General features: G+C 73.2%; 22 protein-coding genes. 2 read left to right on the forward strand and 20 right to left on the reverse strand.

Features of this window, described 5'->3' with window-relative positions; genetic code table 11:
• Positions 1-87: 87 nt before the first annotated feature.
• The 3 genes from ACZ6KO_RS19955 to yczE all read right to left on the reverse strand — a co-directional run bounded on the left by ACZ6KO_RS19955 (position 88) and on the right by yczE (position 2,856).
• Positions 88-837, reverse strand: a complete 750-nt coding sequence (locus ACZ6KO_RS19955) for a YqcI/YcgG family protein (protein WP_469305313.1) — start codon at positions 835-837, stop codon at positions 88-90.
• A complete protein-coding gene (locus tag ACZ6KO_RS19960; protein WP_469305314.1) occupies positions 834-1,817 on the reverse strand; it encodes a transcriptional regulator in 984 nt (327 codons plus the stop codon). Before ACZ6KO_RS19960 ends, ACZ6KO_RS19955 begins: the two co-directional genes overlap by 4 nt.
• Positions 1,818-2,148: 331 nt before the next feature.
• Entirely contained in the window at positions 2,149-2,856 is a 708-nt protein-coding gene (gene yczE, locus ACZ6KO_RS19965) for a membrane protein YczE (protein WP_469305315.1), read from the reverse strand.
• A gap of 136 nt (positions 2,857-2,992) precedes the next feature.
• Between yczE and yczR the strand changes: the two genes are divergently transcribed.
• Positions 2,993-4,444 carry a MocR-like transcription factor YczR gene (yczR, locus tag ACZ6KO_RS19970; RefSeq protein WP_469305316.1) on the forward strand — a complete coding sequence of 484 codons (1,452 nt, stop codon included), beginning with the start codon at positions 2,993-2,995 and terminating at the stop codon, positions 4,442-4,444.
• Here yczR and ACZ6KO_RS19975 read toward each other — a convergent pair.
• From ACZ6KO_RS19975 to ACZ6KO_RS20050, 16 genes are all read right to left on the reverse strand, one after another.
• Complete coding sequence (locus ACZ6KO_RS19975) at positions 4,368-5,135, reverse strand: VOC family protein (RefSeq protein ID WP_469305317.1); 768 nt, start codon at positions 5,133-5,135, stop codon at positions 4,368-4,370. The two genes, yczR and ACZ6KO_RS19975, sit on opposite strands and share 77 nt — an antisense overlap.
• 43 nt (positions 5,136-5,178) lie before the next feature.
• On the reverse strand, positions 5,179-6,501 hold the full coding sequence (locus ACZ6KO_RS19980; RefSeq protein ID WP_469305318.1) for a cation:proton antiporter: 1,323 nt from the start codon (positions 6,499-6,501) through the stop codon (positions 5,179-5,181).
• A gap of 50 nt (positions 6,502-6,551) precedes the next feature.
• Entirely contained in the window at positions 6,552-7,787 is a 1,236-nt protein-coding gene (locus ACZ6KO_RS19985; protein ID WP_469305319.1) for a hypothetical protein, read from the reverse strand.
• 28 nt (positions 7,788-7,815) lie between these two features.
• Entirely contained in the window at positions 7,816-9,270 is a 1,455-nt protein-coding gene (locus ACZ6KO_RS19990; RefSeq protein WP_469305320.1) for a hypothetical protein, read from the reverse strand.
• A 92-nt stretch (positions 9,271-9,362) separates the two neighbouring features.
• Positions 9,363-10,622 carry an MFS transporter gene (locus ACZ6KO_RS19995; RefSeq protein WP_469305321.1) on the reverse strand — a complete coding sequence of 420 codons (1,260 nt, stop codon included), beginning with the start codon at positions 10,620-10,622 and terminating at the stop codon, positions 9,363-9,365.
• Between the two features lie 104 nt (positions 10,623-10,726).
• Positions 10,727-11,923 (reverse strand): acetylornithine deacetylase, encoded by a 1,197-nt coding sequence (gene argE / locus ACZ6KO_RS20000; protein ID WP_469305322.1) that lies wholly within the window; start codon positions 11,921-11,923, stop codon positions 10,727-10,729.
• Positions 11,924-12,104: 181 nt separating this feature from the next.
• Positions 12,105-13,031, reverse strand: a complete 927-nt coding sequence (locus ACZ6KO_RS20005) for a TauD/TfdA dioxygenase family protein (protein WP_469305323.1) — start codon at positions 13,029-13,031, stop codon at positions 12,105-12,107.
• A gap of 65 nt (positions 13,032-13,096) precedes the next feature.
• A complete protein-coding gene (locus ACZ6KO_RS20010) occupies positions 13,097-13,570 on the reverse strand; it encodes a GNAT family N-acetyltransferase (RefSeq protein ID WP_469305324.1) in 474 nt (157 codons plus the stop codon).
• 46 nt (positions 13,571-13,616) lie between these two features.
• On the reverse strand, positions 13,617-14,531 hold the full coding sequence (locus tag ACZ6KO_RS20015) for a phytanoyl-CoA dioxygenase family protein (RefSeq protein WP_469305325.1): 915 nt from the start codon (positions 14,529-14,531) through the stop codon (positions 13,617-13,619).
• A gap of 308 nt (positions 14,532-14,839) precedes the next feature.
• Positions 14,840-15,835: a transcriptional regulator gene (locus tag ACZ6KO_RS20020; RefSeq protein ID WP_469305326.1), complete on the reverse strand. Its 996-nt coding sequence runs from the start codon at positions 15,833-15,835 to the stop codon at positions 14,840-14,842.
• A gap of 298 nt (positions 15,836-16,133) precedes the next feature.
• Positions 16,134-16,448, reverse strand: coding sequence for a hypothetical protein (locus ACZ6KO_RS20025; RefSeq protein WP_469305327.1), 315 nt, complete (start codon positions 16,446-16,448; stop codon positions 16,134-16,136).
• Between the two features lie 397 nt (positions 16,449-16,845).
• Entirely contained in the window at positions 16,846-17,052 is a 207-nt protein-coding gene (locus ACZ6KO_RS20030; RefSeq protein WP_469305328.1) for a hypothetical protein, read from the reverse strand.
• Positions 17,053-17,086: 34 nt separating this feature from the next.
• On the reverse strand, positions 17,087-18,322 hold the full coding sequence (locus ACZ6KO_RS20035; RefSeq protein WP_469305329.1) for a S8 family peptidase: 1,236 nt from the start codon (positions 18,320-18,322) through the stop codon (positions 17,087-17,089).
• Between the two features lie 249 nt (positions 18,323-18,571).
• Positions 18,572-21,259, reverse strand: a complete 2,688-nt coding sequence (locus ACZ6KO_RS20040) for a DUF7824 domain-containing protein (RefSeq protein WP_469305330.1) — start codon at positions 21,257-21,259, stop codon at positions 18,572-18,574.
• Positions 21,256-22,677 carry an SWIM zinc finger family protein gene (locus ACZ6KO_RS20045; RefSeq protein WP_469305331.1) on the reverse strand — a complete coding sequence of 474 codons (1,422 nt, stop codon included), beginning with the start codon at positions 22,675-22,677 and terminating at the stop codon, positions 21,256-21,258. Before ACZ6KO_RS20045 ends, ACZ6KO_RS20040 begins: the two co-directional genes overlap by 4 nt.
• An 87-nt stretch (positions 22,678-22,764) precedes the next feature.
• Positions 22,765-23,703 (reverse strand): GlxA family transcriptional regulator, encoded by a 939-nt coding sequence (locus ACZ6KO_RS20050; protein WP_469305332.1) that lies wholly within the window; start codon positions 23,701-23,703, stop codon positions 22,765-22,767.
• A 72-nt stretch (positions 23,704-23,775) separates the two neighbouring features.
• Here ACZ6KO_RS20050 and ACZ6KO_RS20055 point away from each other — a divergent pair, with 72 nt between their 5' ends.
• Entirely contained in the window at positions 23,776-24,381 is a 606-nt protein-coding gene (locus ACZ6KO_RS20055; RefSeq protein ID WP_469305333.1) for a cysteine hydrolase family protein, read from the forward strand.
• On the opposite strand, the gene ACZ6KO_RS20060 is transcribed toward ACZ6KO_RS20055, so the two are convergent.
• The gene (locus ACZ6KO_RS20060; RefSeq protein WP_469305334.1) at positions 24,335-25,294 is read right to left on the reverse strand and encodes a class I SAM-dependent methyltransferase; all 960 of its coding nucleotides are present in this window, start codon (positions 25,292-25,294) and stop codon (positions 24,335-24,337) included. The genes ACZ6KO_RS20055 and ACZ6KO_RS20060 overlap by 47 nt on opposite strands.
• Positions 25,295-25,647 lie beyond the last annotated feature (353 nt).

Below are 25,647 nucleotides of genomic sequence, written 5' to 3' on the forward strand. Positions count from 1 at the left end.
GTGGGAATTCCCCTCTCGTGTGAATACGGCCGCGACTGCGTGCTCGCGGTTTCTGCGGAAAACGTGCCGGCCAGGGCCGAGGACCGGCTAGGCGCCGCGGAAGACGAAGGGGCAGGTTTCCGCCCGTTCCCTGTTCTCTTCCACGAGTCCGTACTGGGCCCATTCGAGTGCGCCGGTGCCGTAGGAACCGAGTTGCACCGCGTGCGGAGCGCCGTCGTAGTGGCCTATGCGCTTGCGAATGTTGGCGCGCACCTTGCGGCCGCTGGGCGTGTCCCCGGCGAAAACGTCGAACCGCTCGCGCGGGTTGACGACAAGGATGAAGTTCCGGCCGAGATTGCGGCTGCGCCGCACCCGGTGGGCCGGGCTGCTCATGTTGACGAACAGCGGCATTCCGTGGAAGCACATGGACCAGGATTCGGAGTCCGGGTTCTTGTCCACTCCGTCGGGCCACGGTCCTGGATCCACCGCGTGCAGATCCTGGAGGACCTGCCAGCCGAACGCATGGTAATCCTCGACGGATTCCGCGGTCACGGCCTGCGGGGAGAACACGACGACGAGTGGATAGGCCGTGTCCAGCGCGCCGTCCCAGGTCCTCGACAGCTCGACGTACTCCCCCAGCCCCTGGCCGAGGTGGCCGATCCCGTCCCTTCCACCGTCCTCCACGAAGACGAATTTCAGAAGGTTCTTGCGAAAAGCGTTCCTGGAGAATACGCAGGGAAATCCGGGGTCCGTGAGGCGGAGCTCCACCTCCGCGAACGCGTCCTTGTACCAGCCGGCCGTACCGGCGGCGGCGAGCGCCTGGTCCACCAGTGCGGCGCCGCCCTCCGAGCGGTTCACTGCCCGTCACGCTCCTCGAGGGCCTCGGCGAACCTCAGCCACTGCGAGGCGTACTGCCGGGCCAGGCTCCCCACCAGCGACTCGCAGTGCGCGGGCACCGCGCCGGTCAGTCCCGACCACTCCGCCGCCGCGTTGTGCTGGAGCAGCCTCAGCAGTTCCCGGCCCTCCTCCCGCAGCCGCAGCGACGGGTCGCCGCGCAGGGTCGCCAGGACCAGGCCCGTCGGCTGCTGCACGGAGCGCTCCGTACGGCCCCGCGCCGCGGGACGGCTCAGCGTCACCGGCTGCCGGCGCCGCGCCGGAGAGGGTGCGGGGACGCCCGCGCCCCCGGCCTGCGCCCCGGCACCGGGCAGCGACGGCATACCGGCCGACGGCGGTGTGTCCGACGGCGGCTGACCGGCACGTACGCGTTTGAGCACGTCGCTCGCGGTCGCGGGCGAGATGCCCGCCTGCCGGGCGACCTCGCGCAGCGAGGCACCCGGGTTCTCGGCGATCACCCGGGCCGCCCGCCACCGCCCTTCGGCCGCGTTCACCGGACGGGCACGGCCGTCCCGGCCCACCCGCGCGTCCAACTGCGGCGCGGCGTCAGTTGAACAGGCACGAATTCCGGCGACCGCCTTGGCGCTGAGGCCGGAGACCCGCGCGATGGCCCGGTCGGACAATTCGGGGTGCGAAGCGATCACCCGGGCGGCTCCCGCCCGCCTTTCCTTCAGGGAAAGCGGCAGACCGTGTGCCACATTCGCCTCGACGGCGCGCAGGAAAGCCTCTTCGTCCGAGCCCTCGAAGAATTCGACCGCGATGGTCTCCTCCCCCCGGGCCAGGGCCGCCAGCAGCCGGTGCCGGCCATCGACCACGACCAGATCCGAACGCCGGACCAGAATCGGCGGCAGGCCCTCCTCGACCGACGCCAGACGCGCCACGTGTTCCTCGTTCACCCGCTCGGCCCGCGGGGACTCACCCAGCATCAGCGCGGAAATCCGCACGATCCCCGTGTTCGGACAACCGGGCCCGACGACCGGGAAAGACCCCATCCCTCCCTCGACATCGCCGTACTCCGACACTGACCTCTCAGCAGCTGTTCGCTGCATCATTCCCCCGTGCAAGTCACAACGGCATGAACACGAAACCCGAAACGCGGCGGCAACCGGATCACGGCGCCGGCCCCGCATCCCCCATCGGGCCGCCACCATGATCCGCGGACCCCCGCAATCTTGTCGAGCCGTACCGGACCCCGAACACTGTGATGAACACCGCTCTGACGTGCTCAAACGCACCGGAAGAGCGACTTCCGTAATAGCGCGCCACAGGTGTCGCTCAGACCTTCGTGCGCACGTCGGCGCCGGCGTGCGCGGAGCGGTCGGGGACCCGGAAGGCGAACGCGGGAAGGAAGAGCTGGGTGGCGGGGCCGACCAGGACCGCGTACAGGACGGTGCCGATCCCCACGGTGCCGCCGAGGGCCCAGCCGGCGGCGAGGACCGAGATCTCCAGCCCGGTACGGATCAGCCTCAGGGACCCGCCCGTCAGCGCGGCCGCCCCCGTCATCAGGCCGTCGCGGGGCCCCGGTCCCAGGCGTGCCCCGACGTAGACGGCGATGGACAGCCCGTTCAGCAGAACGCCGGCCGTCAGCAGGCCGATGCGCGCCGGCAGCCCCAGGTCCTCGGGGATCAGGGCCAGGCCGAGGTCGGAGGCGCACGCGAGGACGACGATGTTGGCGAAGGTGCCGAGCGTGGGACGTTGCCTGAGGGGCCACCACGCGAGCAGCACGATCACCCCGACCACCGCGCTGATCGTGCCGAAGCTCAGCGAGGAATGGTGCTGGAGACCCTCGTACAGCACGCTCCACGGGTTGACGCCCAGCGCGGCCCGGACCATGAGGGACATGCTGAACCCGTACAGGGCCAGCCCCACGAGGAGCTGGGTGACCCGCCGCAACGGCCGGACGCCGAGCGGCAGATAGGCCAGCGGCGGTGCGGCGTCCCCGGCCTCGTGTCGACGCGGCCCCGCGGTGGTGGCGATTCCCATGTGTGCTCCTCCGGCCTCCGGCGGTGCGCAGAGCTGTGCACCTGGTGCGCAGTCTGTAGAGTCGGCGCGAAGGATTGGCTGGCCAATTGAGCGAGAGTGGTATGAGAATCCCGACGGTTCCATTCAAGGTGGCCAGGTGAACCAGACCACACGCCGGCTCAGTGGGCGCCAACTGGCTGCTCTGCTGCCCGACTTGAGCGGCGTCCGGCCCGCCTACCGGCACCTGTCGGAGGCGATCGCCGCTCTCGTCCTGGACGGGCAGGTGGCCCTCCACCTCAGGCTCCCCGCCGAGCGGGCCCTCGCGGAGGCCCTCGGACTCAGCAGGCCGACCGTCACCGCCGCGTACGACCTCCTGCGCGCGAGCGGGTACGCCCGCAGCCGACAGGGCTCGGGCACGTGGACCGCCCTGCCGGAGGAGGTGGTACCGCGTCAGGTCACCCGGGCGCTCCCGGCCCCCGAGTCCGCCATGGACCTGGCCAGGGCGGCCCCCTGCCTGCCCGCGCAGGTCCTGGACGAGGCCCTCGGCCGCGTGGCGCCCCAACTGGTCCTGCACACGCGGACGTCCGGCTACCACCCCTACGGCCTGCCCGGGCTCAGGGCGGCCGTCGCCGAGCGGTTCACCCGGCGCGGGCTGCCGACCGTGCCCGAGCAGATCCTGATCACCGCGGGTGCCCAGCACGCGCTCACCCTCGTCCTCGGGCTGCTGACCGCGCCGGGCGACCGCGTCCTGGTCGAGAACCCCTCGTACCCCAACGCCCTCGAGGCCGTCCGCCGGGCCCGGCTGCGCACCGTGTCCGTCCCCGTGGCGGACCACGGCTGGGACGGCGAGCTCATGGAGGCCACGCTCCGCCAGGCGATGCCGCGACTGGCCTTCCTCATCCCGGACTTCCACAACCCCACCGGGCTCGTGATGCCCGCGGACGTCCGGGCCCGGGTGCTGCGCGCGGCCCGGGACACCGGCACCTGGCTGGTGATCGACGAGACCACGGCCGAGCTGGCCCTGGACGTCCCGGCGCCCGTACCGTTCGCCTCCCTCGCCGTGCCGGGCGGCGCGGGCCGGGTGATCACCATCGGTTCCATGAGCAAGACCCACTGGGGCGGGTTGCGGATCGGCTGGCTGCGCGCGCCCTCCCAGCTCGTGACGGAACTCGCCGGCCAGCGGGTCGCCACCGATCTGGGCGGTTCCGTCCTGGACCAGTTGCTCGCCCACGACCTGCTCCAGGGCGCCGAGGACCTGCTCCCGGCGCTCCTGGAACGGACGCGCGCGCAGCGCGCCGCCCTGGCCGCGGCCCTGGAGGAGCAGCTCCCCCAGTGGTCCTGGCGGCTGCCGCCCGGCGGGCTCTCGCTCTGGGTCGACATCGGCCGGCCCGTCGCGGCGAGCCTCGCCGAGCGCTGTCTGGAACACGGCGTACGGATCGAGGGCGGCGCCTGCTTCACGACGGATCCGGGTGTGCTGGAGAACCGTCTGCGCATTCCGTACACGATGCCGCCCGCCACTCTGCGGGAGGCCGTCAGGCGGCTGGCAGCCGCCCAGGCGCAGGGGCGGAAGGCTCCGCCGGCCGGCCGCCGGCCGCACTGGGTGGTGTGACCGGGCCCGGTACGCGGGCCTCCGCCCGCCCCGCCGGACTCCGCAGGGCCTCGGGCCACTCGGGCGGCGCCGCGGGCCGCGGGGCCAGCACGAACGCCGCCCGGCCCGAGGGGGCGCACACGCTCCGGTCGTCCCCGTCGGGGCCGGGCCCGTATCCGAGCACGGTCGTGCAGAAGGCGGCGTACGCCTCCAGGGCGTCCGGAGCCAGGTGGAGGGTGAACCGGGCCGGCGCCCCCGCGGTGTCCGCGGGCGCACCGGCGGTGTCGGCGGGCGCGGACCGGTCGGCCGGTGCGACCCAGGCGTGTCCGGTGGGCAGTGCGCCGGGGTCGTGTCCGGCCAGCGGCAGCAGCGTGTGGAGCACGCCGCCCGTCCCGTCGACGACCGGCTCCCCCTGAGGGGACCGGGTGACCCGCGCTCCGGCGGCCCGTGCGGCCCGTACCGTCGCGCCGACGTCCGGGCACAGCAGCGCCAGGTGCGCGACGCCTTCCCCGTGGCGGGAGACGAATCCGCGGGTGGCCCACCCGGAGGTGACCACCAGGTGGAGGCCGCCCCGGCGCAGCAGCACCGAACTCCGGTCGACCTCCACGGAGTCGGCCACCCGCTCGTACCCCAGGGCGGAGACGAGGTGGTGGACCAGGGGCACCTTGTCGGTGGCGTACAGCTCGACGTGGGACAGGGCGTGCGCGGTCATGCGGTGGATCCTTCTGGGATGGCGTGCCGTCGGCGTCCGCGCGTCACGTGGTGACCAGCTCTGCCGCGTATTCACGTTCACGTGTGGTCTCGGTGGTCGTCGTGGCGATACGTCTCGTGACGCTGCGCAGGATCGGCGGTGTCATGACCGAGGTGACGACCGCGACCAGGACGACGACGGTGTACGAGGCGGTGCTGAGCACCCCGATGCCCAGGCCGACCGAGGCCAGCACGATCTCGACGACACCGCGCGCGTTCAGTCCCGCGCCGATGGCCAGGGCCTCGTCGTGGCCGAGCCGGCCCATGCGGGCACCCAGGTAGCCGCCGGCGAGTTTGGCCCCGACGGCGACGGCCAGCGTGACCAGCGCCGCCACGAGCACCCCGGGGTCGGCCAGTGCGGACAGGTCGACCTGGAGTCCGGCCGTCGCCAGGAAGAGGGGTGCGAGGACCGCCATGACGAAGGGCCGCAGCGCCTCCAGGTACCGTCGGCATCCCGGTCCGAGCGAGCCGATGACGATGCCGCACAGGAAGGCGCCGAGGATGGGTTCCATCTTCAGGGCGTGGGTTCCGGCCGCGGCGAGCACCATCAGCACCACCACGACGGCCATGCCCAGGTCCGTGCCGTTCGCGGCGCCCTCGACCGGGCGGAGCAGTCGGCCGATGAGCGGCCGGGCCAGGAACGCCGCCACGGCCAGCACGATCAGCAGGTAGCCGACGGACTCGGCGACGACGCCGGCCCGGAGGCCGCCCGTCGCCATGGCGGAGACGACCGAGAGCATCAGCCAGCCCAGGATGTCGCTCACCGCGGCGGCGCCGATGATCACCTGGCCGACGTTGCGGTGCAGGAGCCTCATGTCGATGAGGATCTTCGCGATGACGGGGAGGGCGCTGACGGCGATGGCCACGCCGATGAAGAGCGCGAAGGTGGGCCGGTCCGCGTTCTCGCCCGTCATGGACGCGGGCAGCAGGAAGCCGAGACCGATGCCCAGCGCCATCGGCAGGAACACGCTGCCCACGCTCACCCAGGTGATCGCCGCACGCTTGCGGGCCAGCAGGCCCAGGTCGATGTGGGCGCCGGTGACGCCCACGAGCAGGAGCACGCCCAGCTGGGCGACGGCACCGAGGAGGTGCATCTGCTCGGGGTTCCTCGGCAGCAGGAAGCCGGACACCGCCGGGGCCAGGTTCCCCAGCAGGGACGGACCCAGGAGGATGCCGGCGAGCAGTTCGCCGACCACCGCCGGCAGCGACACGCGCAGCGCGAGCCGGCCCAGACCGGTCGCGAGGATCAGCAGGGCGCCGATCTGCAGGAGCAGGACGAGGAGGTGGTCGTGGCTGATACCGGGTACGGGCGCCGTGGCCAGCACCATGAGCTTCCTTTCTCCGCCGGCCCGCGCGGGGCGCGCGGGCCGGGCAACGGTCAGCGGGTGTAGAGGCCCTGTTCTTCCATCGCCCGCAGGGCCCGGTAGTCGCGTTCGACGTCCCGCGGGTCGTCCGCGCAGAGGTAGACGTACCCGGGCGAACTGATCAGATCGCAGGTGTCGGGGAGGTAGCCGCCCGGGACGACCGCGTGGGTGAGGTGGACCAGGGTGGGCAGCGCACGCATGCGCTCGGTCCAGTCCAGGGGCTTGGCGATGCCCCCCACCGGGTTGATCAGCGCGACGTTGCGCAGCGCCCCGGACCAGGTGACGGACGCGTCGTCGAACTCCGCCAGCCGCGACGGCCGCAGCAGCGTGTCGGCCAGCAGGCCGGTCTGCGAGACGCCCGCGCAGTGCTCCACCACCGCGGGCGCGGTGCCGCCGCCGAGGCGGGCGCCGGTCTCGATGAGGACGGGCCCGCGGGCGGTCATCATCACCTCGGTGTGGGCCGCGCCGGACACCACTCCCAGGGCGTCCAGGGCCGCGGTGACGAAGCCCAGCAGCGGCGCCGCCTCGGCCGAGCCGAGCGGCACCGGCTCCTCGTAGTCGTACACGGGGAAGCCGTCGGTACCGGTCCGCTTGGTGTAGCGCCACAGCTCCGCGAAGCGGTGCGTCCCCTCGTGCGAGACGGTGTTGGCGTAGTACTCGACGCCGTGCACGCGCTCCTGGAGGAGAGCGACGGTGTTGCGCTCTCCGAAGAGGTTGTCGGCGGCGAGGACCGCCTTGCAGGCGTCACCGACCTCCTGCGCGGTGCGGCAGAACCGTACGTTGTCGGTGCCGGCGCTGCTCGGCGGCTTGACGACGGCCTCGTCCAGGCCGGCCCCGGTGAACCAGCGGACCGCCTCGTCCGCGTCGTCGAACGGCCTGCCGCGCGGGACGGCCACGCCGGCGGCGGCCGCGGTGTCCGCCATCAGCTGCTTGTCGCGGCGCGCGGTGAGCGTCTCGTACCGGTTGCCGGGCAGCCCCATGAGGTGGGTGAGGGTGTCGGCCAGGGTCACGCCCGACTCGGTGCCCGCCACGACCCGGTCCACTCCCATGGCCGTGAGCCGGCCCGCGAGCTCGACGGGATCACCACTGCCGTCGAGCAGGGCCTCGTAGTGCCCGGCCTCGAACGACCGGAGGTAGTACTCCGGCATCCACGGCGCGGACTGCACGTGGACGCAGACCCCGCCGCGTTCGCGGAGGGCGGAGACCAGGGCCCGTCCGGTGGAGTAGCCGTCGATCACTGCGATCTTCATCAGTACGTCCTTCCTGGTGCGTCGTCCGTCACGCGGACGCCACGGCCTCGCGGGTGCCGCCGGTCTCACCGGTCTCGCCGGTCTCAGCGGTCTCGTAGAAGGAGCAGGCGACCCGTGCCCCGCCGGACATGCTCACGACGCCGACCTCGGGGTTGGTGCTGCCCCGGACCAGGCAGCCGTTGTAGCCGTCGGCTCCGGTGACCCGCGGGTCGGTGAGGAACACCCCCCAGTTCAGGAAGAGGTCCTGGGTCCCGTCGCCCTCGTCGGCGGGGAAGACCTCCGGGACGGGCCGGATGCGCTCCTGGACCACGTACGGGCCGTCCAAGGCCGCCGTGAGCTGGGCCCGCCACTCCTCGGGGCCGACGGTCCAGCCCGGCACGATGCCGCTGCCGCCGTGCAGCAGGGTCGGCTTCAGGATGAGGTCCTGCTGGTGCTCGACGGCGTACGGCAGGAGGGCCACCTCCTGCCCCGCGCGGTCCGTGGCGGTGGCCCGGACGTGCCGGGTCCAGGGCAGGAAACGGTCGATGCAGGCCCGCTCCTCGGCGGTGAAGGCCGGGCGGTTGCGGTCGTCGGAGAGCATGGCGAGGGCGCCCTTGTTGCCGTACAGCTCCGCGTCGAGGCGGCTGAACATGCCGACCCGGCCCTCCTCGAAGGCGCGCAGCAACGGCTCGACGGCGGCCGCGTCGGCCGGTGTGGCGATCTCCTCGACGAGGAAGAAGCGGTAGATGACGTCGATGGCCCGGCCGGCCACCTCCAGGCGGTCCCCGCGCTCGGTGACCTGGCCGACGTGGCAGGGCACGGCGTCGATTCCCACGGCGTCGAACAGCGCGGCCATCACCCGCAGGCGCGGTTCGTAGGAGAGGAAGCTCTCCGGCCAGTCGACCAGCGCGACCACGGGCCGCTCACCGGTGTTCATGTGTGCGGCGCACTCGGCGTACAGCGTCTTGACGATGCCGTCGAAGGTGTCCACGTAGCCCAGGTTCCGCTCGGCGACGAAGTCGGCCAGGGCCGGGTGGCGGAGCATGGCACGGTTGATGCCCGCGTTCTCGAAACCGCCCAGGGCACTGGTGATGTTGAGTTCGAGCAGCTTGAAGCCGTCGGCGCCGCGGTAGAGGTCGGAGCGGGCGAGCGGCATGAGCGGCTGGCCCGCCGTCGCGGCGCGGCGGACGATGTCGACCTGGGTGTCGGTCATCCCGACGCCGCGGGCCAGCGCGTCGATCTCGCCGTCGAAGAGCCGCTCGGGCAGTTCGGTCAGCAGCCGGTGGATCGTGAGGAGATCGGTGGCGACGTCGCGGCGCTCGGCGGCCGAGAGGAAGACCGGCGAGGCGAGGAAGCGGCCCTGGTAGGCCACGGTGACGAGCTCGTCGGCCACCACGTGCTCGATGAGCGCGGCGGGAGCGGCCCCGGACCGCTCCAGCGCGTGGCGGTACTCGGCGCCGAGTCCCGACCGCCGGGCGTGCGGGGTGGTGAGCGGTTGCGTCATGGGAGGTTCACTTTCGGTCGGAGGGTACGGGCGCGCCGGCGTCAGCGGCTCGGTGCCGCCGGCCCGTGCGGGCGGGCGTGGGCGCGCGCCGGTCAGGTACGGGGGAACCGCTTGCGGACGCCGAGGGCCAGGAGGACCGCGACGACGGCCATCACGCCGACGCCGAGGGCGTAGACGGCGGGCGTGCCGTGGCTCTTGGAGATCACACCGGCCAGGCCGGCGCCGATCGGCAGGGCTCCCCAGGCGAAGAGCCGGTAGATGCTGTTGACACGGCCCTGGAGTTCCTTGGGGACCAGCGTCTGGCGCAGCACGACGGTCACGATGTTCCAGCTGACGGTGGCGCAGGCGCCCAGCGCGAGCGCGAACCCGACGGCCCAGGCGGAGGGGACCAGCCAGATGATCAGGTTGCTGCACCCGATCGCGGCGGCCACGCTCACCAGCGCCCATCCGTTGCCCATGCGCCGTACCAGCGGCGGCGACAGCTTGGCCGCGCCGATGGCACCCACGGCCTGGCAGGCGACCAGCACGCCGTATCCGACGTCGGACAGGCCCAGTTCGCGGTGTGCGTAGACGACGAGCACGGCCAGCGCGCCGGTGTAGACGAGGTTGATCGCTCCCGCGGTCAGCGCCAGGCTGCGCAGCAGCTGGTGGCGCAGCAGCCAGCGCAGGCCGGTGGCCATGTCGGCGAGGAGCCGCGGGCGGTCCGCCGGGGCGGGAACGGGGTCGCTGCCCGCGGGCAGGCGCAGGCGGGTCAGGAGGAGCGCCGAGGCGAAGAAGGTCGCCGCGTTGATGCCGAACGGGACGGCGGGGGCCAGCACGAACAGCGAGGAGCCGATCAGGGGTCCGACGAACTGGCTGCCGACCGTCTCGGAGCCCATGATGCGTCCGTTCGCGGCGACGAGGTGCTCCTCGGAGACCACGGACGGTACGAGGATCTGGGCCGCGTTCCGGAAGAACGTCTCACAGGTTCCGATGAGGAAGAAGCACACGTACAGGGCCCACAGGTTGCCCAGTCCCAGGGCGACCGACAGGACGAACGCGGAGATCACCAGCCCGCGGAAGAAGTCGATGCGCACCATGGCCCGGCGCCGGTCGACGCGGTCGACCAGGACGCCCGCCGGGATGCCGAACAGCGCGTAGGGCAGCGTCAGGGCCATGCTCACCCCGGCGATGAGCCGGGGGTCGTCGGTCAGCGTGCTGGCCATGAGGGGCGCGGCGGCCAGCGAGACGCCCTCGCCCACGGCCGAGGCCGACGTGGCCGTCCACAGTTTCGTGAACTGGGAGCCGAGCCGGGGACGCTGTGCCGCGCTGTCGGGTTTCGTCTCCGTGTCGAGCGAACCGTCGCTTCTCACGTGGTTCTCCTTGTCGGACGCGACGGTTGCCGCGTGGGTACGTACGGGCCGCGCACCGGCCGGGCGCCGGGCACGGGAGCCCGGGAGGTCCCGGGCCGCGGACTTCAGCCCAGGGGCAGAGACATCAGGCGGTCGAGGCACTGGCGGAGCTGCTCCAGCGAGACGAACTCGTCCGCGGTGTGCGCCTCGGTGATGAACCCCGGGCCGCACACGACGGTGGGGATCCCGCCGTGCCCCCAGATCAGGCCGGCCTCGGTGCCGAAGGGCACGAACTGCGGTTCCTCGTCCGGGCCGAAGGCGTCGCGCACGAAGGTGACGAAGGCGTGCTCCGGGTCGATGGCGAAGGAGGGGGTGTCGGAGAGCTGCTCGGCGCGGACGTCCGCGACCTCGGACTTCGCCCGCATGCCCGCGCGCACCTCACCGGTGGCGAGGGTGGCGATCTGAGCGGCGATGGCGTCGCAGTCATGGCCGGGGACGTTCCTGACCTCGAATTCCACGGAGCAGTCCTGCGGCACGATGTTGGGCTTCACTCCGCCTTCGATCCGGCCCACGTTGATCCACGAGTGGCCGATCTCGAAGCGGTCGTCGTGCGGGCCGTGCGCCCGGAACTCCTCGTTGAGCGTGGTCGCGCGGGCCACGACCGCGGCGGCGGCGGCGATCGGGTTGGGCATGAGCGGGGCCAGGGCGGCGTGCTTGGGCTCGCCGTCGAAGGTGATCCGGTGGTTCTGCTTGCCCTTGTGGCCGACGACCACCTTCAGGCCGGTCGGCTCGCCGACGATGCAGCCCTTGACCTTCCCCGCCCAGGTGCGCATCTCCTCGACGAGGCGGCGCGCTCCGACGCAGCCCACCTCTTCCTCGTACGTCAGCATCAGCGTGACGGGGGTGGTGAGGCGCTCGTGCTCGACGTTCGACAGGATGGCCAGGCAGCAGGCGAGGAAGCCCTTCATGTCGGACGTGCCGCGGCCGATGGCGACGGTGTCGGTGACGCGCAGGGTGAAGGGGTCCGCCGACCACGCCTGGCCCTCGACGGGTACGACGTCCGTGTGCCCCGACCAGACGACACCGCGCTCGCCGTCCACCGCGGGGCCCGCCGTCGCCACCAGATTGGCCTTGGTGCGTTCGTCGTTCCAGTGCAGCCGGCTGGTGATGCCGTTGCCGGAGAGCAGGTCCTGGACGTAGCCGATCAGTTCCAGGTTCGAACGGTGGCTGGTGGTGTCGAAGCCCACCAGCCGCTCGAGGATCTCGAGCACGGTGGTGTGGAGGTCGCCGCTGGAGGGGCGCAGGGGGATACCGGATGACATGCTGGCTCGCTTCACGGTCGGTTCGGTCGGGGAACGGCCCCGCAGGGCGGGCCGGCCCACGGGGCTCGGCCCGTGCGGGCGCAGCCGAGCGAGCGCCCGAACGGAAGGGGTGGTCCGGGCGCTTGCGGTGGGGGCGGGCCGGCTCCGGCGGCGTGGCGTGCCTGCCGCCGGAGCCGGTCGCTCAGTCTCCGGAGTGGGCGGACAGGCGGCTGTGGCCGACCTCCGGCAGCGACGGGGTCACCGGCTGCCCGCTCGTGGTCAGGCGCAGCAGGCGCCGCACGTGCTTCTCGTCGAGGTCCTTCGTCGTCGCCGAGTGCAGGACGCAGCGGTTGTCCCAGACCACGACGTCCAGCGGGCTCCACTTGTGCCGGTAGACGTAGCGCTCGCTCGTGATGTGCGCGATGAGCTCTTCGATCAGGGCCGTGCTCGCGGCCTCGTCCATGCCCTCGATACCGACCACGCTGCCGATGACGCGGGGCTGGATGAAGAGGCTCTCCCGGCCGGTGTCCGGGTGGCGGCGCACGAGCGGGTGGGTGATCTCCGGGGTCTGCTTGCGCTCCTCCGGGCCGATGTACTTCCAGCGGGCCCACGGGTCCTCGCGGTCCGGCGACCACCGGTACTGGTGGCGCACGCGCAGCGTCCGCAGGTACGCCTTGCGCTCCTCGGGCAGGTCCGCGAAGGCCCCTTCGGCGTTGGCGAAGAGGGTGTCGCCGCCGTCGCCGGGGATCTCCAGGCCGTGGAGCATGGTCGCGCTGCCCGGGACCAGCTTGTAGGAGTAGTCCGAGTGCCAGCCCTGGCCGGAGGTCTTCATCTCCTTGTTCCGGCCCAGCTCGTTCTGGTTCGAGAGGTAGGTGAGGGTCGGCTCTTCGGGGTGGCGCAGTTTGACGACGTGGTGCTCCTCGGGACGACCGAAGATCGTGCCGAACCTGGCGAACGTGCCGGCCTCGATGTCCTGGGCGCGGAAGACGAGGACCTTGTGGTCCAGGTAGGTCTCGTAGATCGCCCGCCCGTGCTCGCCGATCACCTCCGGGGTGATCGGCAGCTCCTTGACCTCTGCGACGAACGTCTCGGACAGCCGGGTCGCGACGACCGTGGAATCAGCAGCCACTTTTTTCCTTTTCCATCTCTGTATTGCTTTTCAGGTGTGATCGTTGCGCTGGGCCGGGTCCGGCCTCAGAAACGTTCCTTGCTGAGGAATACGCGATGCGAGTGCTCGGTGCGCTCGGAATGAGTCATGACGTAGCCGAGTCGCTCATAGAAAGCGATGTTGTCGACCATCTCGGCCCGGGTCCACAGGCGTACGCCCTTCATCCCCGCCGACTGCGCCATTTCCTCGACGAACGCCACCAGTTGCTTCCCGATCCCCTGCCCCTGGCAGGCGGGTCGCACCGCGAGATTCCGCAGGATCAGGTAGGGGTCGTCCGGCTCCACGGTCACCATGCCCAGGAGCCCGTCGGGCGCGTAGGCGACGTGGGAACGCCCGGCTGCCGCGACCTCGCGGTAGTCGAGGAGCAGGGGTGCCGGCGGTTCGTCGACCAGGCCGAGGTACTTTCCGTACGCCTCCCGCGCGATGTCTTCCATCTGCCCGCTGTCATGGGCCGCGGCCGGACGGAGTCCGGACAGCGGGCCGCGTGCGGTGGTCACCATGTCTGTCCCGTTCTGGACGAGGGCCAACGGTTCGCCGCCCGCCGGGTCAGGCGTCGCCCAGCGTCCGCGCCTCGCGGGTGCCGTCGAAGTAGCCGCTGGCGTAGACCTGCTCGCCGTGCACCGAGGCGACCTTCTCGTTGAAGTCGCTGCCCACGTCGTAGTTGAAGGTGACGCGCGGGTAGGCGAGCGCCTCGACGCGCTCCTTGTCGTACTGAGCGTCGACCGAGGAGAAGCGCAGGGCGTAGGCCAGGCGCGAGGGGATCGGGCCCTCGCCGAGCTGGACGCTGCGGTGCAGTACGTACTTGTCGAAGATGAGGGCGTCGCCGGGCTCGAACGAGTCCTCCACGGCGAAGTGGTCCAGCAGGCTCTTCATCTGGGGCGAGTTCAGCAGGCTGTTCTTGAGGTCGCTGAAGTCGTCGTAGCCGAGCTCGCGGCCGGCCTCGTCCTGGTTCTTCATGTACTCGGGCAGCAGGTTGATGTGCTGGTACACGAACTCGCCCGACAGCCGCTGCTTGGAGACGTACTTCATGCCGCCGCGCTGGCCGTCGGCGAGGATGTCGCACAGCGGCGTCCAGATGGTGAAGCCCGCGTCCTGGCGGCGCTGGAAGCCGAAGCTCTGGGTGCCGACGTGCCAGGGGAAGCCGGTGCTCTTGTTCTTCTCCAGCTCGAAGCCCAGGCCCTGGGTGAAGAAGAGCTGCAGGCCGGTGATCTTGTTCATCGCCTCGCGGAACGCGGGGTCGTTCATGAGGTCGAGGATCGTCGGGTCGTCATTGCCGATGTCGTACTTCAGCTTGCTGAAGCCCGAACCGTAGTTGTCGGACGGCGGCGCGATCTCCGAGGTGCTCAGCTTCCGCATGTGCTCGACGAGCTCCGGCGAGAAAATCTGCTTCAGTTTCAGGAATCCGTGCTCCTGGAAGCTCTGTACGTCTTCGTCAGTGACGGAAAATGCCGAGTTGATCATTCGAAAACTCCTGAGACGCGGTTGCCTGGCCGCCTGCCGGAATCCGCCCGGCCCATCACACGATGAGGGGGAACAGCGGCAGCGAGGAACAGCAGCGTGAACCACTGCTGGTCGAAATTTCTGGTCGACAAGAGGTGGAGGCCGTACGGCCCCCGACTCCCCCTTGGACTTCTTCAAGCTATCAACCGGTCACTCACGACCGGGAGGTCTCACCGCGCTTGAACACCATATTTTGCCAACGTAAAGAAACGGAAGGCGTCTTGGCAGCGGGCACCGGCGCGCCCGGAGGGCACGGCACTCTCACGCGCTCAGCGCGGAGCGGCCCCGTCACGCTCCTCGAGCGCCTCGGCGAACTTCAGCCACTGCGAGGCGTACCGGCGGGCGAGTCCTCCCACCAACGTCTCACAGTGCGCGGGCACCACACCGGTCAGTCCCGACCACTCCGCCGCCGCGTTGTGCTGGAGCAGCCTCAGCAGTTCCCGGCCCTCCTCCCGCAGCCGCAGCGACGGATCGCTGCGCAGCGTCGCCAGCACCACGCCCGTCGGCTGCTGCGCGGGCCGCTCGGTACGGCCCCGGACCTGACGGCCCGGCCCCGTGGCCGGCCTGCGGCGGACCGGCGCGGCGCCGGGCGGCGGCATGTCGGCCGGTGGCATGTCGGCCGGTGGCACGCCGACCAACGGCATGTCGGCCGGCGGCGGTGCGTCCGACGGTGGCTGACCGGCGCGCACCCGCTTGAGCACGTCGCTCGCGGTCGCCGGGGAGATACCGGCCTGCCGGGCGACCTCGCGCAGTGAAGCTCCCGGATGCTCGGCGATCACCCGAGCGGCCCGCCACCGCCCTTCGGCCGCGTTCACCGGACGCGTCCGCCCGTCCCGGCCCACCCGCGTGTTCAACTGCGGCACGGCAGCAGTTGAACACGTGCGGATGCCCGCCACCGCCTTCGCGCTCAGCCCCGAAACCCTCGCGATGGCCCGGTCGGACAGCTCGGGGTGCGAAGCGATCACCCGGGCGGCCCCTGCCCGCCGCTCCTTCAGCGAAAGCGGCAGACCGTGTGCCACGTTCGCCTCGACGGCGCGCAGGAACGCCTCTTCGTCGGAACCGTCGAAGAATTCGACCGCGATGGTCTCCTCGCCCCGGACCAGAGCCGCCAGCACGCGGTGCCGGCCGTCGACCACGAGGAGGTCCGAGCGCCGGACCAGGATCGGAGGCAGGCGGTCCTCCAGCGACGCCAGACGCGTCACGTGCTCCTCGTTCACCCGCTGGGCCCGCGGGGAGTCGCCCAGCAGCAGCGCGGAGATCCGCACGGTGCCGGTCCTCCCGCCACTGGCCCCGGCGAGCGGGAGCGCCCGCGCACCCCCCTCGAGATCGCCGTACTCGGGCATGGCCCACGCAGCAGCTGTTCGCTGCATCATTCCCCCGTGCAAGTGACAACGGTATGAACACAGCCCGAACTCGAGGCGGCGACCTGGTCTCGGCACCACCCCTGTTTCCCCCTGGGCCGCCCCCATGATCCGTGGCCTCCCGCAGCCTTGTCGAGCCGAACCATCACCCGAACACTGTGACGAATACCGCTCTGACGTGCTCAAACGTCCGCCCCACCGCTTACGAGCCGTCGGCCGTGATCCTCCCGGTCATCCAGTCGACGACGGCGTCGGGGAGGGACTGGCAGGCGGCCGCGTCGAACGCGGTGGCCGGGTCCAGGAGGAGGCGGGTGACGGTGCGGGCCGGCAGCCGGGGGCTGCGGGCCGCCATGCGGCGTACGGACTCGTCCGGGTCGTCGAGGAGGCGGACGGCCGCGGCGGGCGGGAGACGTTCGTCGGCGACGGCGCGGGCCCGGACCTCCCCGTCGGGGTCGCGGCTGAGGCGTTCGGCCAGCTCTGGGGTGGACTCCGGGTCGTCCAGGGCCAGTTGACGCATGCGCGGGCTGGGATCGGCGGCGTACCGCAGGAGGCCGGCGCGCGGGAAGTTGGGGTGGCCGCGGGGTCGTCGTGCAGGTCCACCACCCAGTCCAGGGCGCGGAAATGGGTCTGCGGGTCGTCCTCGACGGCGATGTCCGCCCGCTGCTCCTCGGTGAGGTCGGGGCGGACGGAGACCTCCCACCGCACGTCCGGGTCCGGGTCGCGGGCGAGGACGGCGACCAGGTCCGGCGGCAGGTGGGGGTTGCGGGCCAGGGCGCCGCGCTGGTCCGGGTCGCCGTCGCGGACGAGCGACTCGGCCAGATCGCGGGCCGGACGGCAGAACTCCAGTGCGCTGATGCCGAGTTGCTCGGCCGCGAAGACGGCGGCCGGCAGTGGATGGTCACCGTGGTAAGCCGTCAGCGCCTCGCCGCGGACGGCGGCCTCGGGGTCGGCGAGGAGGCGCCGGCGCGCCGGTTGGTCCAGCCGGTCCCAGCCGGCGGCACACACCCGCTCGCGCACCTGCTGCCGGGCGGCAGGACGTCGGGGGCCGGCCGCTCGTCGGCCTGCTCCAGCCCCGCCCGCCCCAGCAGTTCCTCACGGTTCTCCACCCAGCACGTCGCCATGGGGTCCCATCCTGCCGGACCCCGCGGCGGGCCGTTACGGCAGGTAGAGGGTGTACAGCAGCTTGTTCGGGACCGGCGGCGGGGTGCCCTGGAGCACCCCGGTCGTGGCGTTCGTGATGAGGGCCGCCTTGACCTGGGCCGGGCTGTCCGCCGGGCGGAAGGCCAGGTGGAGGGCGGCGGCGCCGGTGGTGTGGGCGGTGGCCATCGAGGTGCCGCTGAGGGTGGCGGTCGCGGTGTCGCCGGTGTGCCAGGCCGAGGGGATGCCGACGCCGGGGGCGAACAGGGCGACGCAGTTGCCGTAGTTCGAGGAGGAGGCCTTGCGGTCGGTACGGTCGGTCGCGCCGACGCTGATGACCTCGGGGACGCGGGCGGGCGAGGTGGTGCAGGCGCCGCCGGGCTGGGCGGAGCTGCCGGCGGAGGCGGTGTAGGTCACGCCGGAGGCGATGGAGTTGCGTACGGCGGCGTCGAGAACGGCGCTGGCGGAGCCGCCCAGGCTCATGTTGGCGACGGCCGGTTTGACGGCGTTGGCCGTCACCCAGTCGATGCCCGCGATCACGCCGGCGATGGTTCCCGAGCCCTGGCAGTTCAGGACCCGTACGGCGACCAGCCGGGCCTCCTTGGCCACGCCGTACGTCTTCCCGGCCGCGACACCGCCGACGTGGGTGCCGTGGCCGTTGCAGTCGTTGCCGTTCTGGCCGTCGCCGACGGTGTCGACACCGACGGAGGCACGGCCGCCGAACTCGCCGTGCGTGGTGCGCAGTCCGGTGTCGATGACGTAGACGTGCACGCCGGGGGCCGTGGTGCGGTAGGTGTACGTGGTCGACAGCGGCAGCCGGCGCTGGTCGATCCGGTCCAGCCCCCAGGGCGCGCCCGGTTGGGTGGCGCCGGCCCCGGCCGCCGCGGCCGCCCCGGTCGCGGTCACGGTCACGTCCGGGTGGACGGACGCGACCCGCGGATCGGCGGCGAGCCGCCGGGCCTGGTCGGACGTCATCCGGGCGGAGAACCCGCGCAGGGCGGAGCGGTAGACGTGGCCGACGTCGGCCGCGGCCTGACGGCGGACCAGTTCCCGTGCGAGGACGTGGGGGTCGGCGGCGGCCGCTCCCGCCCGGCCGTCCTTGAGCACCACGACCCAGCCGTGGGATGCGCCGGACGCGTCACGCGCGTCCGCCGCGGCGGCGGTCTGCGTGGCGGGCACGGGTGCGATCAGCAGGCCTGCGGCGAGCAGGGCGGCGGGTAACAGTGCGGCGGGTAACAGGCGTAAGGCTCTCATCCGTGGTGCACCTCGACCTTCGTCGACCGTGTGTGGGGTTGGCCGTACGCGCGCCAGGGTGCCGGGCGTGCCGCGCCCGCACAAGAGTGCGGCACGGGTCCCGTCGCGCGTCGGCCCGGGCGCCGCGCCGCGATCGCCGGCGGAGGGCACGGGGGCGAAGCCCCCGTGCGGTCGGCCGGGTCCGGCAGCGGTCCCTTTCCAACCGAAGACCGTCCCGGCCACGCGGGGGGGCCGGGGCGGCGCCGGGGGTTACGACGCGGCCGCCGCGGGAAGTCGGGCCGGCAGGGCCGCGAGGAGGCGGCGGGACTGGGTGGTCAGCTGGGACGTGCCGGCGCGGGCCGCGGCCGCGGCAAGGCCGGCCGGGACCGGCCCCGCCGGGGCGGCGCGTTCGGCGCAGTCCGCCGCCACCGCCAGCACCTCCCCCGTGCCCCTCGGCGCTCCCGTCGGCGCGTCCAGCAGCGCCGGGAGGGCCTGCGCCAGCACCGTCCACGTCGTGGCGTACGCCCCGGTGGCCGCCGCCGTACGCGCCGCGTCGGCGAGGCGGTTCGGCTTGACCGTGCCCAGGGAGAGGAGTTCCGCCACGTCCCGGCCCACCCGCCCCGCGTCGAGTTCGCCCCGCGCCGCCAGGTGCAGCAGGGCGTCGACCGCCGCCAGCCGGTCCTCGGCGTGCCGCGCGCCGAGGCCGGTGGCCACCACCAGGTGCAGCACCGGCCCCGCCGCGCCGCCGAGTTCGGCCAGCTGCGGCAGCGGCGCCGCGGCGCCGCGCTCGTCGTCCGTGGCGCACGAGGTCACCGCCTTCAGCAGCCAGGCCGCCTGCGTCTCGCGGTCCTCGGGGAGCACCGCCGGCGACAGCGCGCTGTGGCCGTTCCAGTGGTAGCAGCCGGTGTCGCCGTCGTGCGGGCGCCCCAGTGTGCGGAACACGGCGGGGAACTCCCGCTGGAGCGCGGGCCGTTCCCCCGTGTCGACGACGAGGTGGCGGGTGTCCGCGCCCGTGAGGTTCCACCAGTGGGTGGGAGCGCGCCGCGGGGCCGGTTCCCGCACCCGGCGGTGCGCGGACGCCGGCTCGCCGGCCGTGGTGGTGAGCCAGGCGGCCAGCCGCTCGCCCTCGCGCGTCCCGAGGGCGGCCGCCGACCCGGCGGCCGCCGGGTCCCGGCGTACCCGCAGCAGGGCCTGCGCGAAGTCCGCGGGCGCGGGCTCGGCGCCGGCCCGCCCGTACGCGGCGAGGCGGGCCACCAGATCGTCCGGCTCCAGGGTGCCCGTCTCCCAGGTGGGAGTGGCGAGCAGGTACGGCAGCGGCCCGGTCAGCAGCCGGTGCGCGGCCTCGCGCAGCCGGGCGGTGACGACCTCCTCCAGCGCGGAGTGCACGCAGTCCGGCCGGTTCGGGTTGCCGCGGCGGTGGTCATCGGGGACCAGGTCCGGCGCACGGACGCGGCCCAGTACGGCGGCGGCCACGACCTCCAGGCCGTGCAGCCGCTCCGGGGACGGATGCAACTCGCCGAGCCGGACAGGCCCGTTCCACCAGCGGTCGGCGAGCGCCGGGCCGAGGGCCGCGGCCAGGGCCGCCCGGTCCCGGTGACCGTGCCGGACCAGGGCGTCGAGGGCCCGCTCGAACTCGGTGACCGTCGGGTCCTGCGTCCTGATCAGCGCGGAGACGAGCTCGACGGTCTCGGCGACCGTGTCGGGGCCGGGGTGGAGCCGGCGGCGCGCCCCGGCGGGCGGCAGCGTCTCCTCGTACGGCCCCGGCTCCGCCGCGTCGGCCTGCGCGCCGAGGAGCTCGGCGGCGCGGACCCGGTGGACCGGGCTCAGCAGTTCGGCGCAGCCGGCCAGTTCCTCCCGGAGCGCGGCGTCGGCCGGGTCCAGGTGGGTGGCGGCCAGTTTCAGCGCCCGTTCCTGCAGGGCCGTGTCCTCGTGGCCGAAGACGGTGGCCACCACCGGCAGCAGTTCGGCGCGGGCGGCCGGTTCGCGCCGCAGCACCTTGCCCAGCAGGGTCAGCTGGGCGCGCACCAGCTTCTTCTCCGGGCGGAAGAGCGCCGCTCCGGACATGTCGGCGAGCTGCGCGACGGTGAGGTCGCCCGACGCGGCGAGCCGGGCCAGGATCTGCTGGGCGTGTCCGGCTACCGTCGAGGGCCCGTCGGCGGTCAGCGCGATCCAGTCGGCGGTCCGTTCCTTCTCCTCGGCCGGGGTCAGGCCGAGCCGCTGCAGGAGCAGCAGGTAGAACCGCAGCCGGGTCGGGCGGCCGCCGCGCAGCAGCCGGGAGGTGCAGCCGTCGATCAGGACCCGCCGCTCGACGAGGCCGTCCTCGGCGAGCCGGGTCAGCTCGTACGGCCAGTGGCCGGGGGCCTGCGGGTCGGCGTACCAGGAGAGGGCGGCGGCGGGTTCCGCCGTCTCGAACAGCCGCGGCAGCAGCTCCGCCACGTGCGGGTCCTCGCGCAGGGCGCGGGCGAGCGAACGCGAGGCGCCGGGGCGCCCGGTGGGGAGCAGGGACTGCGCCCAGCCGTGGACGAAGGCGTCGGTGGTGGGGGCGGGGCAGCCCGCGAGCAGGACGAGCTCCCGGATCAGCGCGAAGTCGGTCTCGGCGGTGGCGGCGCGGCCGGCGAGGCGGTGGGCGAGGTCGCCGAGCCAGGCGGGATCGCGGTCGGCGAGCAGGGGCAGCAGGGCGTCGGTGTACGGCGAGCGCCCGCCGCCGCGCAGGTCGCGGGCGCCGATCCAGTGGGCGGCGGCCGCGGCTCCGGTGTGGCAGCCGGCACCGGCCAGGAGCAGGCCTCCGCGGATCCGGTCGGCCTCGGCCCAGCGGGTCCAGTCCCAGCCGCGGATCTCGCGGCGCAGCGCGGTGAGTTCGCCGAGCAGCGCCCGCCGCGCGGGCCTGTCCAGGGGCTCGATCAGCCCGGGGATCAGGTCGCAGCGGCCCGCACGGACCGCGTCCAGGATCGCGTTCATCGCACCCCTCCGGAGGTGATCGCGGCGCGCCCGGCCATCCGGGCGGCGAGCGCGTGCTTGCAGGGGCCGCGCCGGCCCCGGTAGTCGGCCCACCACTGGCAGGTGCAGCTGAGGACACCGCCTGCCGACTCGCGGACCTGGTACGTCCGTTCACCGGAGACGACGCTCGTGGTCGAGCCGGCTCCCGTGCCGTCCGGGCGTACGGCACCGGCGGCGAGCAGCGCGCGGGCCGCGACGAGCCGCGGGTTGTGCCGCTCGGCACGCTCCGCGTCGTAGGGCAGCTCGCGGTGGTAGTAGGCGGCGTCTGCGATGTCGTAGCCGACGCGGCCGGCGGTGCCCAGACGGGCCAGGGCCGCACGGACCCGGGTGACGGGCAGCCCGGACTGTTCGGCGAGGTCGGCGGGGTCGATCCGCGGTTCCCAGGCGAGCAGGACGGAGATCAGGTCGGCGTCGGCGGCGGCCTCGTCGGTGGCGAGCGCCTCCAGGACGCCGCCCTCGCCGGAGAAGCCGCGGGCGGGGTCCGGGGAGAGGGTGAGGGTGAGCCGCATCCCGGGCAGGGTGACCTCCCAGGCGCAGGCGGTCGGCAGCCCGTCGGACCGGCCGCCGGCCCCACCGCCGCTCGCGGCGTTCGGGGCGTAGACGCGCAGGCCGGTGGCGTGCCGCAGCACCCGGTGGAGTGCGGCCAGCCGCTCGGGGCCGGGCAGGCACACCGCGCCGGGCACGGGCCGGGTGGTGGGCCGCAGGGTCCGGCCGGCGGGGACGGCCCACAGGGCGCCGCGGGCGGCCCCGCCGGAGCCGGTACGCGGCAGGGCGCGCAGGAACCGGACGGCCTCGGCGGCCGGCAGCTCGGCCCGCAGGTCGAAGCCGGCCGATATCACCTGGGCTTCGGCGAAGCCGCGCAGCCAGCGGTCGGGCAGCGGCACCTTCTTCTCGACGACGGGTCCGTCCAGGGTGGTCACGGCCATCTCGTCGGGGCCGACGCGCAGGTGCAGCGGCTCGTCGCCGGAGAGCCGGGACAGGGCCTCGCGCAGGGGGCTGTTGACGTCGACGTTGGTGGTGCCGTGCCCGGTGTCGGCGCCGTCCAGCCCGTCCTGGAGCACGTCGAGGCGGGCGTACACCCCGCAGCATCCGGAGAACGACTCGAACCGCAGGCGGTCGCCGTTGCCGGTCACCACCGGGTCCAGCGAGGCGCGCAGGGAGCGCTGGTAGTAGCGGGTGGCGGCCACGTCGGCGACGGCGAGCAGGCCCCGTGCGGCGGCCTGGGGGTACGTCAGGAAGCCGGCGAAGAACCGCGGATGCGGTTCTTCGCCGACGGGCGTCGTGCCCCCGGCGGTCTCGAGCCCGAGGAGCTGTCCGCCCCCGCCGGGGGTGAGTGTGGAAGGGCGTGCGTAGGCCAACGCCTGTACGGATCGCGTCATGGTCGAGACGCTAGGTCCCGGCACTGACAACGGCCCCCGGTGCGGCGGTGCGTGGCCCCCGCCGACGTGCCCGGGGGCGGCCGCCGTTCAGCCGCGGAACGCGCGCCGGTAGTCGCGCGGGGCGAGGCCCACGCGGCGGACGAAGGCCGGGCGCAGCGAGACGGCGGAGCCGAACCCGCAGTGGACGGCGATCTGTTCGACCGGCAGGTCGGTCTCCTCCAGCAGCTGCTGGGCGGCGAGGACACGCTGTTCCAGGAGCCAGCGCAGCGGGGGCATGCCCGTGTTGTCCACGAAGCGGCGGGCGAAGGTGCGTTCCGACATGTGGGCGGCGTCGGCCATGCGGCGTACCGTCCAGGGGGTGTCGAGGGCGGCCAGGACCTCGGCGCGGGCGCGGGCGAGCGGGTCGTCGGGACCGGTGTCCTCGGGGACCGGGGACGGGATGAACTGGGCCTGCCCGCCGGTCCGGAACGGTGCCGTGACCATGGTCCGGGCGATGGCGGCGGCGGCCTGCTGGCCGTGTGCGGAGCGGACGAGGTGGAGGCAGAGGTCGATGCCCGCGGCCACCCCGGCGGAGGTCCAGATCCCGCCGTCGCCGGTGAAGAGCACCTCGGGGCGGACGTCGATGTCGGGATAGGCGCGCGCGAGCCGGTCGGCCAGCGCCCAGTGCGTGGTGGCGGTACGGCCGGCGAGCAGTCCCGCCTCCGCCAGCACGAACGTTCCGGCGCACAGCGAGGCCACCGGGATGCCGCGCGCGTGCACGGCGCGCAGCGCGTCGAGCACGGCGGCGGGGCGGGGCGTGACGGGGTCGGTGGGGCCGGGGACGAGGACGAGGCCGCAGTCGAGGAGCGCGTCGAGGCCGTGGTCGGGTATGCGTTCCAGTCCCCCGCCCATGCTGACGCGGGCACCGTCGGGTCCGCAGACCCGCAGGTCGAAGGTGTTCCGGTCGGCCCAGACCTCGCCGATGACGGAGTAGTCGAAGGCCCGGACGCCGTCGAAGACCACGCAGCCCACGGTTCGGGTGTTCATGGCAGGAAATTATCGATCATCGGCGGCCGGCGCCGTCACGGCCCCCGGCCCGCTCCCCGCAGGCTTGGGGCCATGACGAACACCAGTGCATTCGATGCCCCGCTCACCCTCGACCGCGACGCCGTCCTCGTGGTGGTCGACGTACAGAAAGGATTCGACGACCACGGTTTCTGGGGGCGTCGGGACAATCCCGGTGCCGAGAAGAACATGGCCGCGATCGCCGAGGCGTGGCAGGCCGGTGGCCGGCCGGTGGTGATCGTGCAGCACCAGTCGGAGTCGGGCCCGCTGGAGCCGGGCACCCCGGGGTACGAGCTCAAGCCGGAGCTCGCCGGGATCCGCGCCGACCTGCACATCACCAAGACCGTCAACAGCGCCTTCTACGGCACCCCCGACCTGCACGCGTGGCTGTCCGGGCGCGGCGCGCGGCAGGTCGTGGTCATCGGCATCATGACGAACGTCTGCAACGAGTCGACCGCCCGGATGGCCGGCAACCTCGGTTACGACGCCGTCTTCCCGATCGACGCCATGCACACCTTCGACATGGCCGGCCCGGACGGGGTGACGCTGACCGCCGAGGAGCTGACCCGGGCCACGGCGGCCGCGCTGCACACCATGCGTTACGCGAAGGTGGTCACGACCGAGGCGGTGCTGGCCGCCGCGGGCGGTGGCGCCGCCTGACGATCGCCCGGGTGAGGACCGGCGGCAGCAGGTCCTTGCCCAGCTTGCGCCACCGCGCCGGAAGCGGGCGCGGTGCCCCGGCGGCCGGTGCGGGGGCCGGTGCGGGGGCGGACGCGGCGGCGGGGACGGGGGGCTCCGCCGCCGCGTGCCGCGAGACCGGCAGGGCGGGCGGGACGGCGTCCGCGCCGGCTATGCGGAGCAGCGGCTCCCCGGCGACCTCCTCGACGTACAGCTCCAGGTCCTCGCGGCCGGCGACCCAGGCCGCCAGCGACGTGCGCAGCGGCTCGGGGTCGTCCCAGGTGGCGTAGAGCTTGTTGCCGGTGATGCACAGGACGTGCAGGCCCTGGGTGGCGACCGCGCCCCAGATGGCGGCGGCGACCCCGGGGCAGTGCTCGGAGCGGTAGTCGTCGAAGGCCACGACGGCGCCGGGCGCGGCCACGGTCCGGGAGGCCGCGATGTCGCCGCGGACGTGCTCGTAGAGGTGCGAGGCGTCGATGTGCACGAAGCGGCAGGAGCCGGCGGCCACCCGTTCGGTGACGACGGAGGTCGGCGCCTGGATGATCACGGGCAGCGCGTCGTGGAAGGACAGGTAGTTCGCCTCGAAGGCCGGGCGGGTCAGGCTGGCGTAGGAACCGGTGGTCTCGGCCATGTTCGACGCGTCGGGGGCGTCCGCGCCGAAGAGGTCGCAGACGGTGAACGTCTCGCCGTCCCGGAGGTACTGCCCCAGGAAGATCGCGCTCTTGCCGAGGTACGCGCCGAGCTCGAGGAGGTCGCCCCGCCGGCCCGGGCCCGGGTTGCTGTTCTGCCGTTCGAGGAACCAGTCGAACATCAGCTGGTCCACGGCCCAGAACCAGCCCTCCACCTCTTCGAGCCGGGTGGGGGTGTTCTGGACGTTCTTCACCGCTTGCGACATGGGGCGCTGATCCTCCGGAAATGGTGTGGGATCGCCGTTGTTTTCTGGCCACTTCCTCCGTGGTGAGCGCGAAATCTACTCCGCCCGACGCCCTGCGGCCAGGGATTCCGCAATCTTGTCCGGGCCCGGTCCGGGCCCGGTCCGGTGCCGGGCCCACCGCGGGGCGGGCGGATTCGGGGCCGGCGGCCGCGGACCTCCGGTCCGCAGGGGGCTGGTGCTCAGGCTTTGCCGGCCCTATACCTTCTTATAACCAGGTTATGCGTTTCCTGCTACCGTCCAGGCGCGGACCGGCGCTGCGCAAGCACGCCGGTCCGACCACGTTCACCGTCACCCCGTTCACCGTCACCGCGTCA

It is taken from the genome of Streptomyces sp. NPDC042102, from assembly GCF_055582305.1.

Bases quoted from the DNA above. Each gene is read 5' to 3' on its own strand.
- yczE (WP_469305315.1), bottom strand. From the start codon at position 2,856: ATGGGAATCGCCACCACCGCGGGGCCGCGTCGACACGAGGCCGGGGAC.
- ACZ6KO_RS19975 (WP_469305317.1), bottom strand. From the start codon at position 5,135: ATGACCGCGCACGCCCTGTCCCACGTCGAGCTGTACGCCACCGACAAG.
- ACZ6KO_RS19980 (WP_469305318.1), bottom strand. From the start codon at position 6,501: ATGGTGCTGGCCACGGCGCCCGTACCCGGTATCAGCCACGACCACCTC.
- ACZ6KO_RS19985 (WP_469305319.1), bottom strand. From the start codon at position 7,787: ATGAAGATCGCAGTGATCGACGGCTACTCCACCGGACGGGCCCTGGTC.
- ACZ6KO_RS19990 (WP_469305320.1), bottom strand. From the start codon at position 9,270: ATGACGCAACCGCTCACCACCCCGCACGCCCGGCGGTCGGGACTCGGC.
- argE (WP_469305322.1), bottom strand. From the start codon at position 11,923: ATGTCATCCGGTATCCCCCTGCGCCCCTCCAGCGGCGACCTCCACACC.
- ACZ6KO_RS20010 (WP_469305324.1), bottom strand. From the start codon at position 13,570: ATGGTGACCACCGCACGCGGCCCGCTGTCCGGACTCCGTCCGGCCGCG.
- ACZ6KO_RS20015 (WP_469305325.1), bottom strand. From the start codon at position 14,531: ATGATCAACTCGGCATTTTCCGTCACTGACGAAGACGTACAGAGCTTC.
- ACZ6KO_RS20025 (WP_469305327.1), bottom strand. From the start codon at position 16,448: ATGCGTCAACTGGCCCTGGACGACCCGGAGTCCACCCCAGAGCTGGCC.
- ACZ6KO_RS20030 (WP_469305328.1), bottom strand. From the start codon at position 17,052: ATGGCGACGTGCTGGGTGGAGAACCGTGAGGAACTGCTGGGGCGGGCG.
- ACZ6KO_RS20035 (WP_469305329.1), bottom strand. From the start codon at position 18,322: ATGAGAGCCTTACGCCTGTTACCCGCCGCACTGTTACCCGCCGCCCTG.
- ACZ6KO_RS20040 (WP_469305330.1), bottom strand. From the start codon at position 21,259: ATGAACGCGATCCTGGACGCGGTCCGTGCGGGCCGCTGCGACCTGATC.
- ACZ6KO_RS20045 (WP_469305331.1), bottom strand. From the start codon at position 22,677: ATGACGCGATCCGTACAGGCGTTGGCCTACGCACGCCCTTCCACACTC.
- ACZ6KO_RS20050 (WP_469305332.1), bottom strand. From the start codon at position 23,703: ATGAACACCCGAACCGTGGGCTGCGTGGTCTTCGACGGCGTCCGGGCC.
- ACZ6KO_RS20055 (WP_469305333.1), top strand. From the start codon at position 23,776: ATGACGAACACCAGTGCATTCGATGCCCCGCTCACCCTCGACCGCGAC.
- ACZ6KO_RS20060 (WP_469305334.1), bottom strand. From the start codon at position 25,294: ATGTCGCAAGCGGTGAAGAACGTCCAGAACACCCCCACCCGGCTCGAA.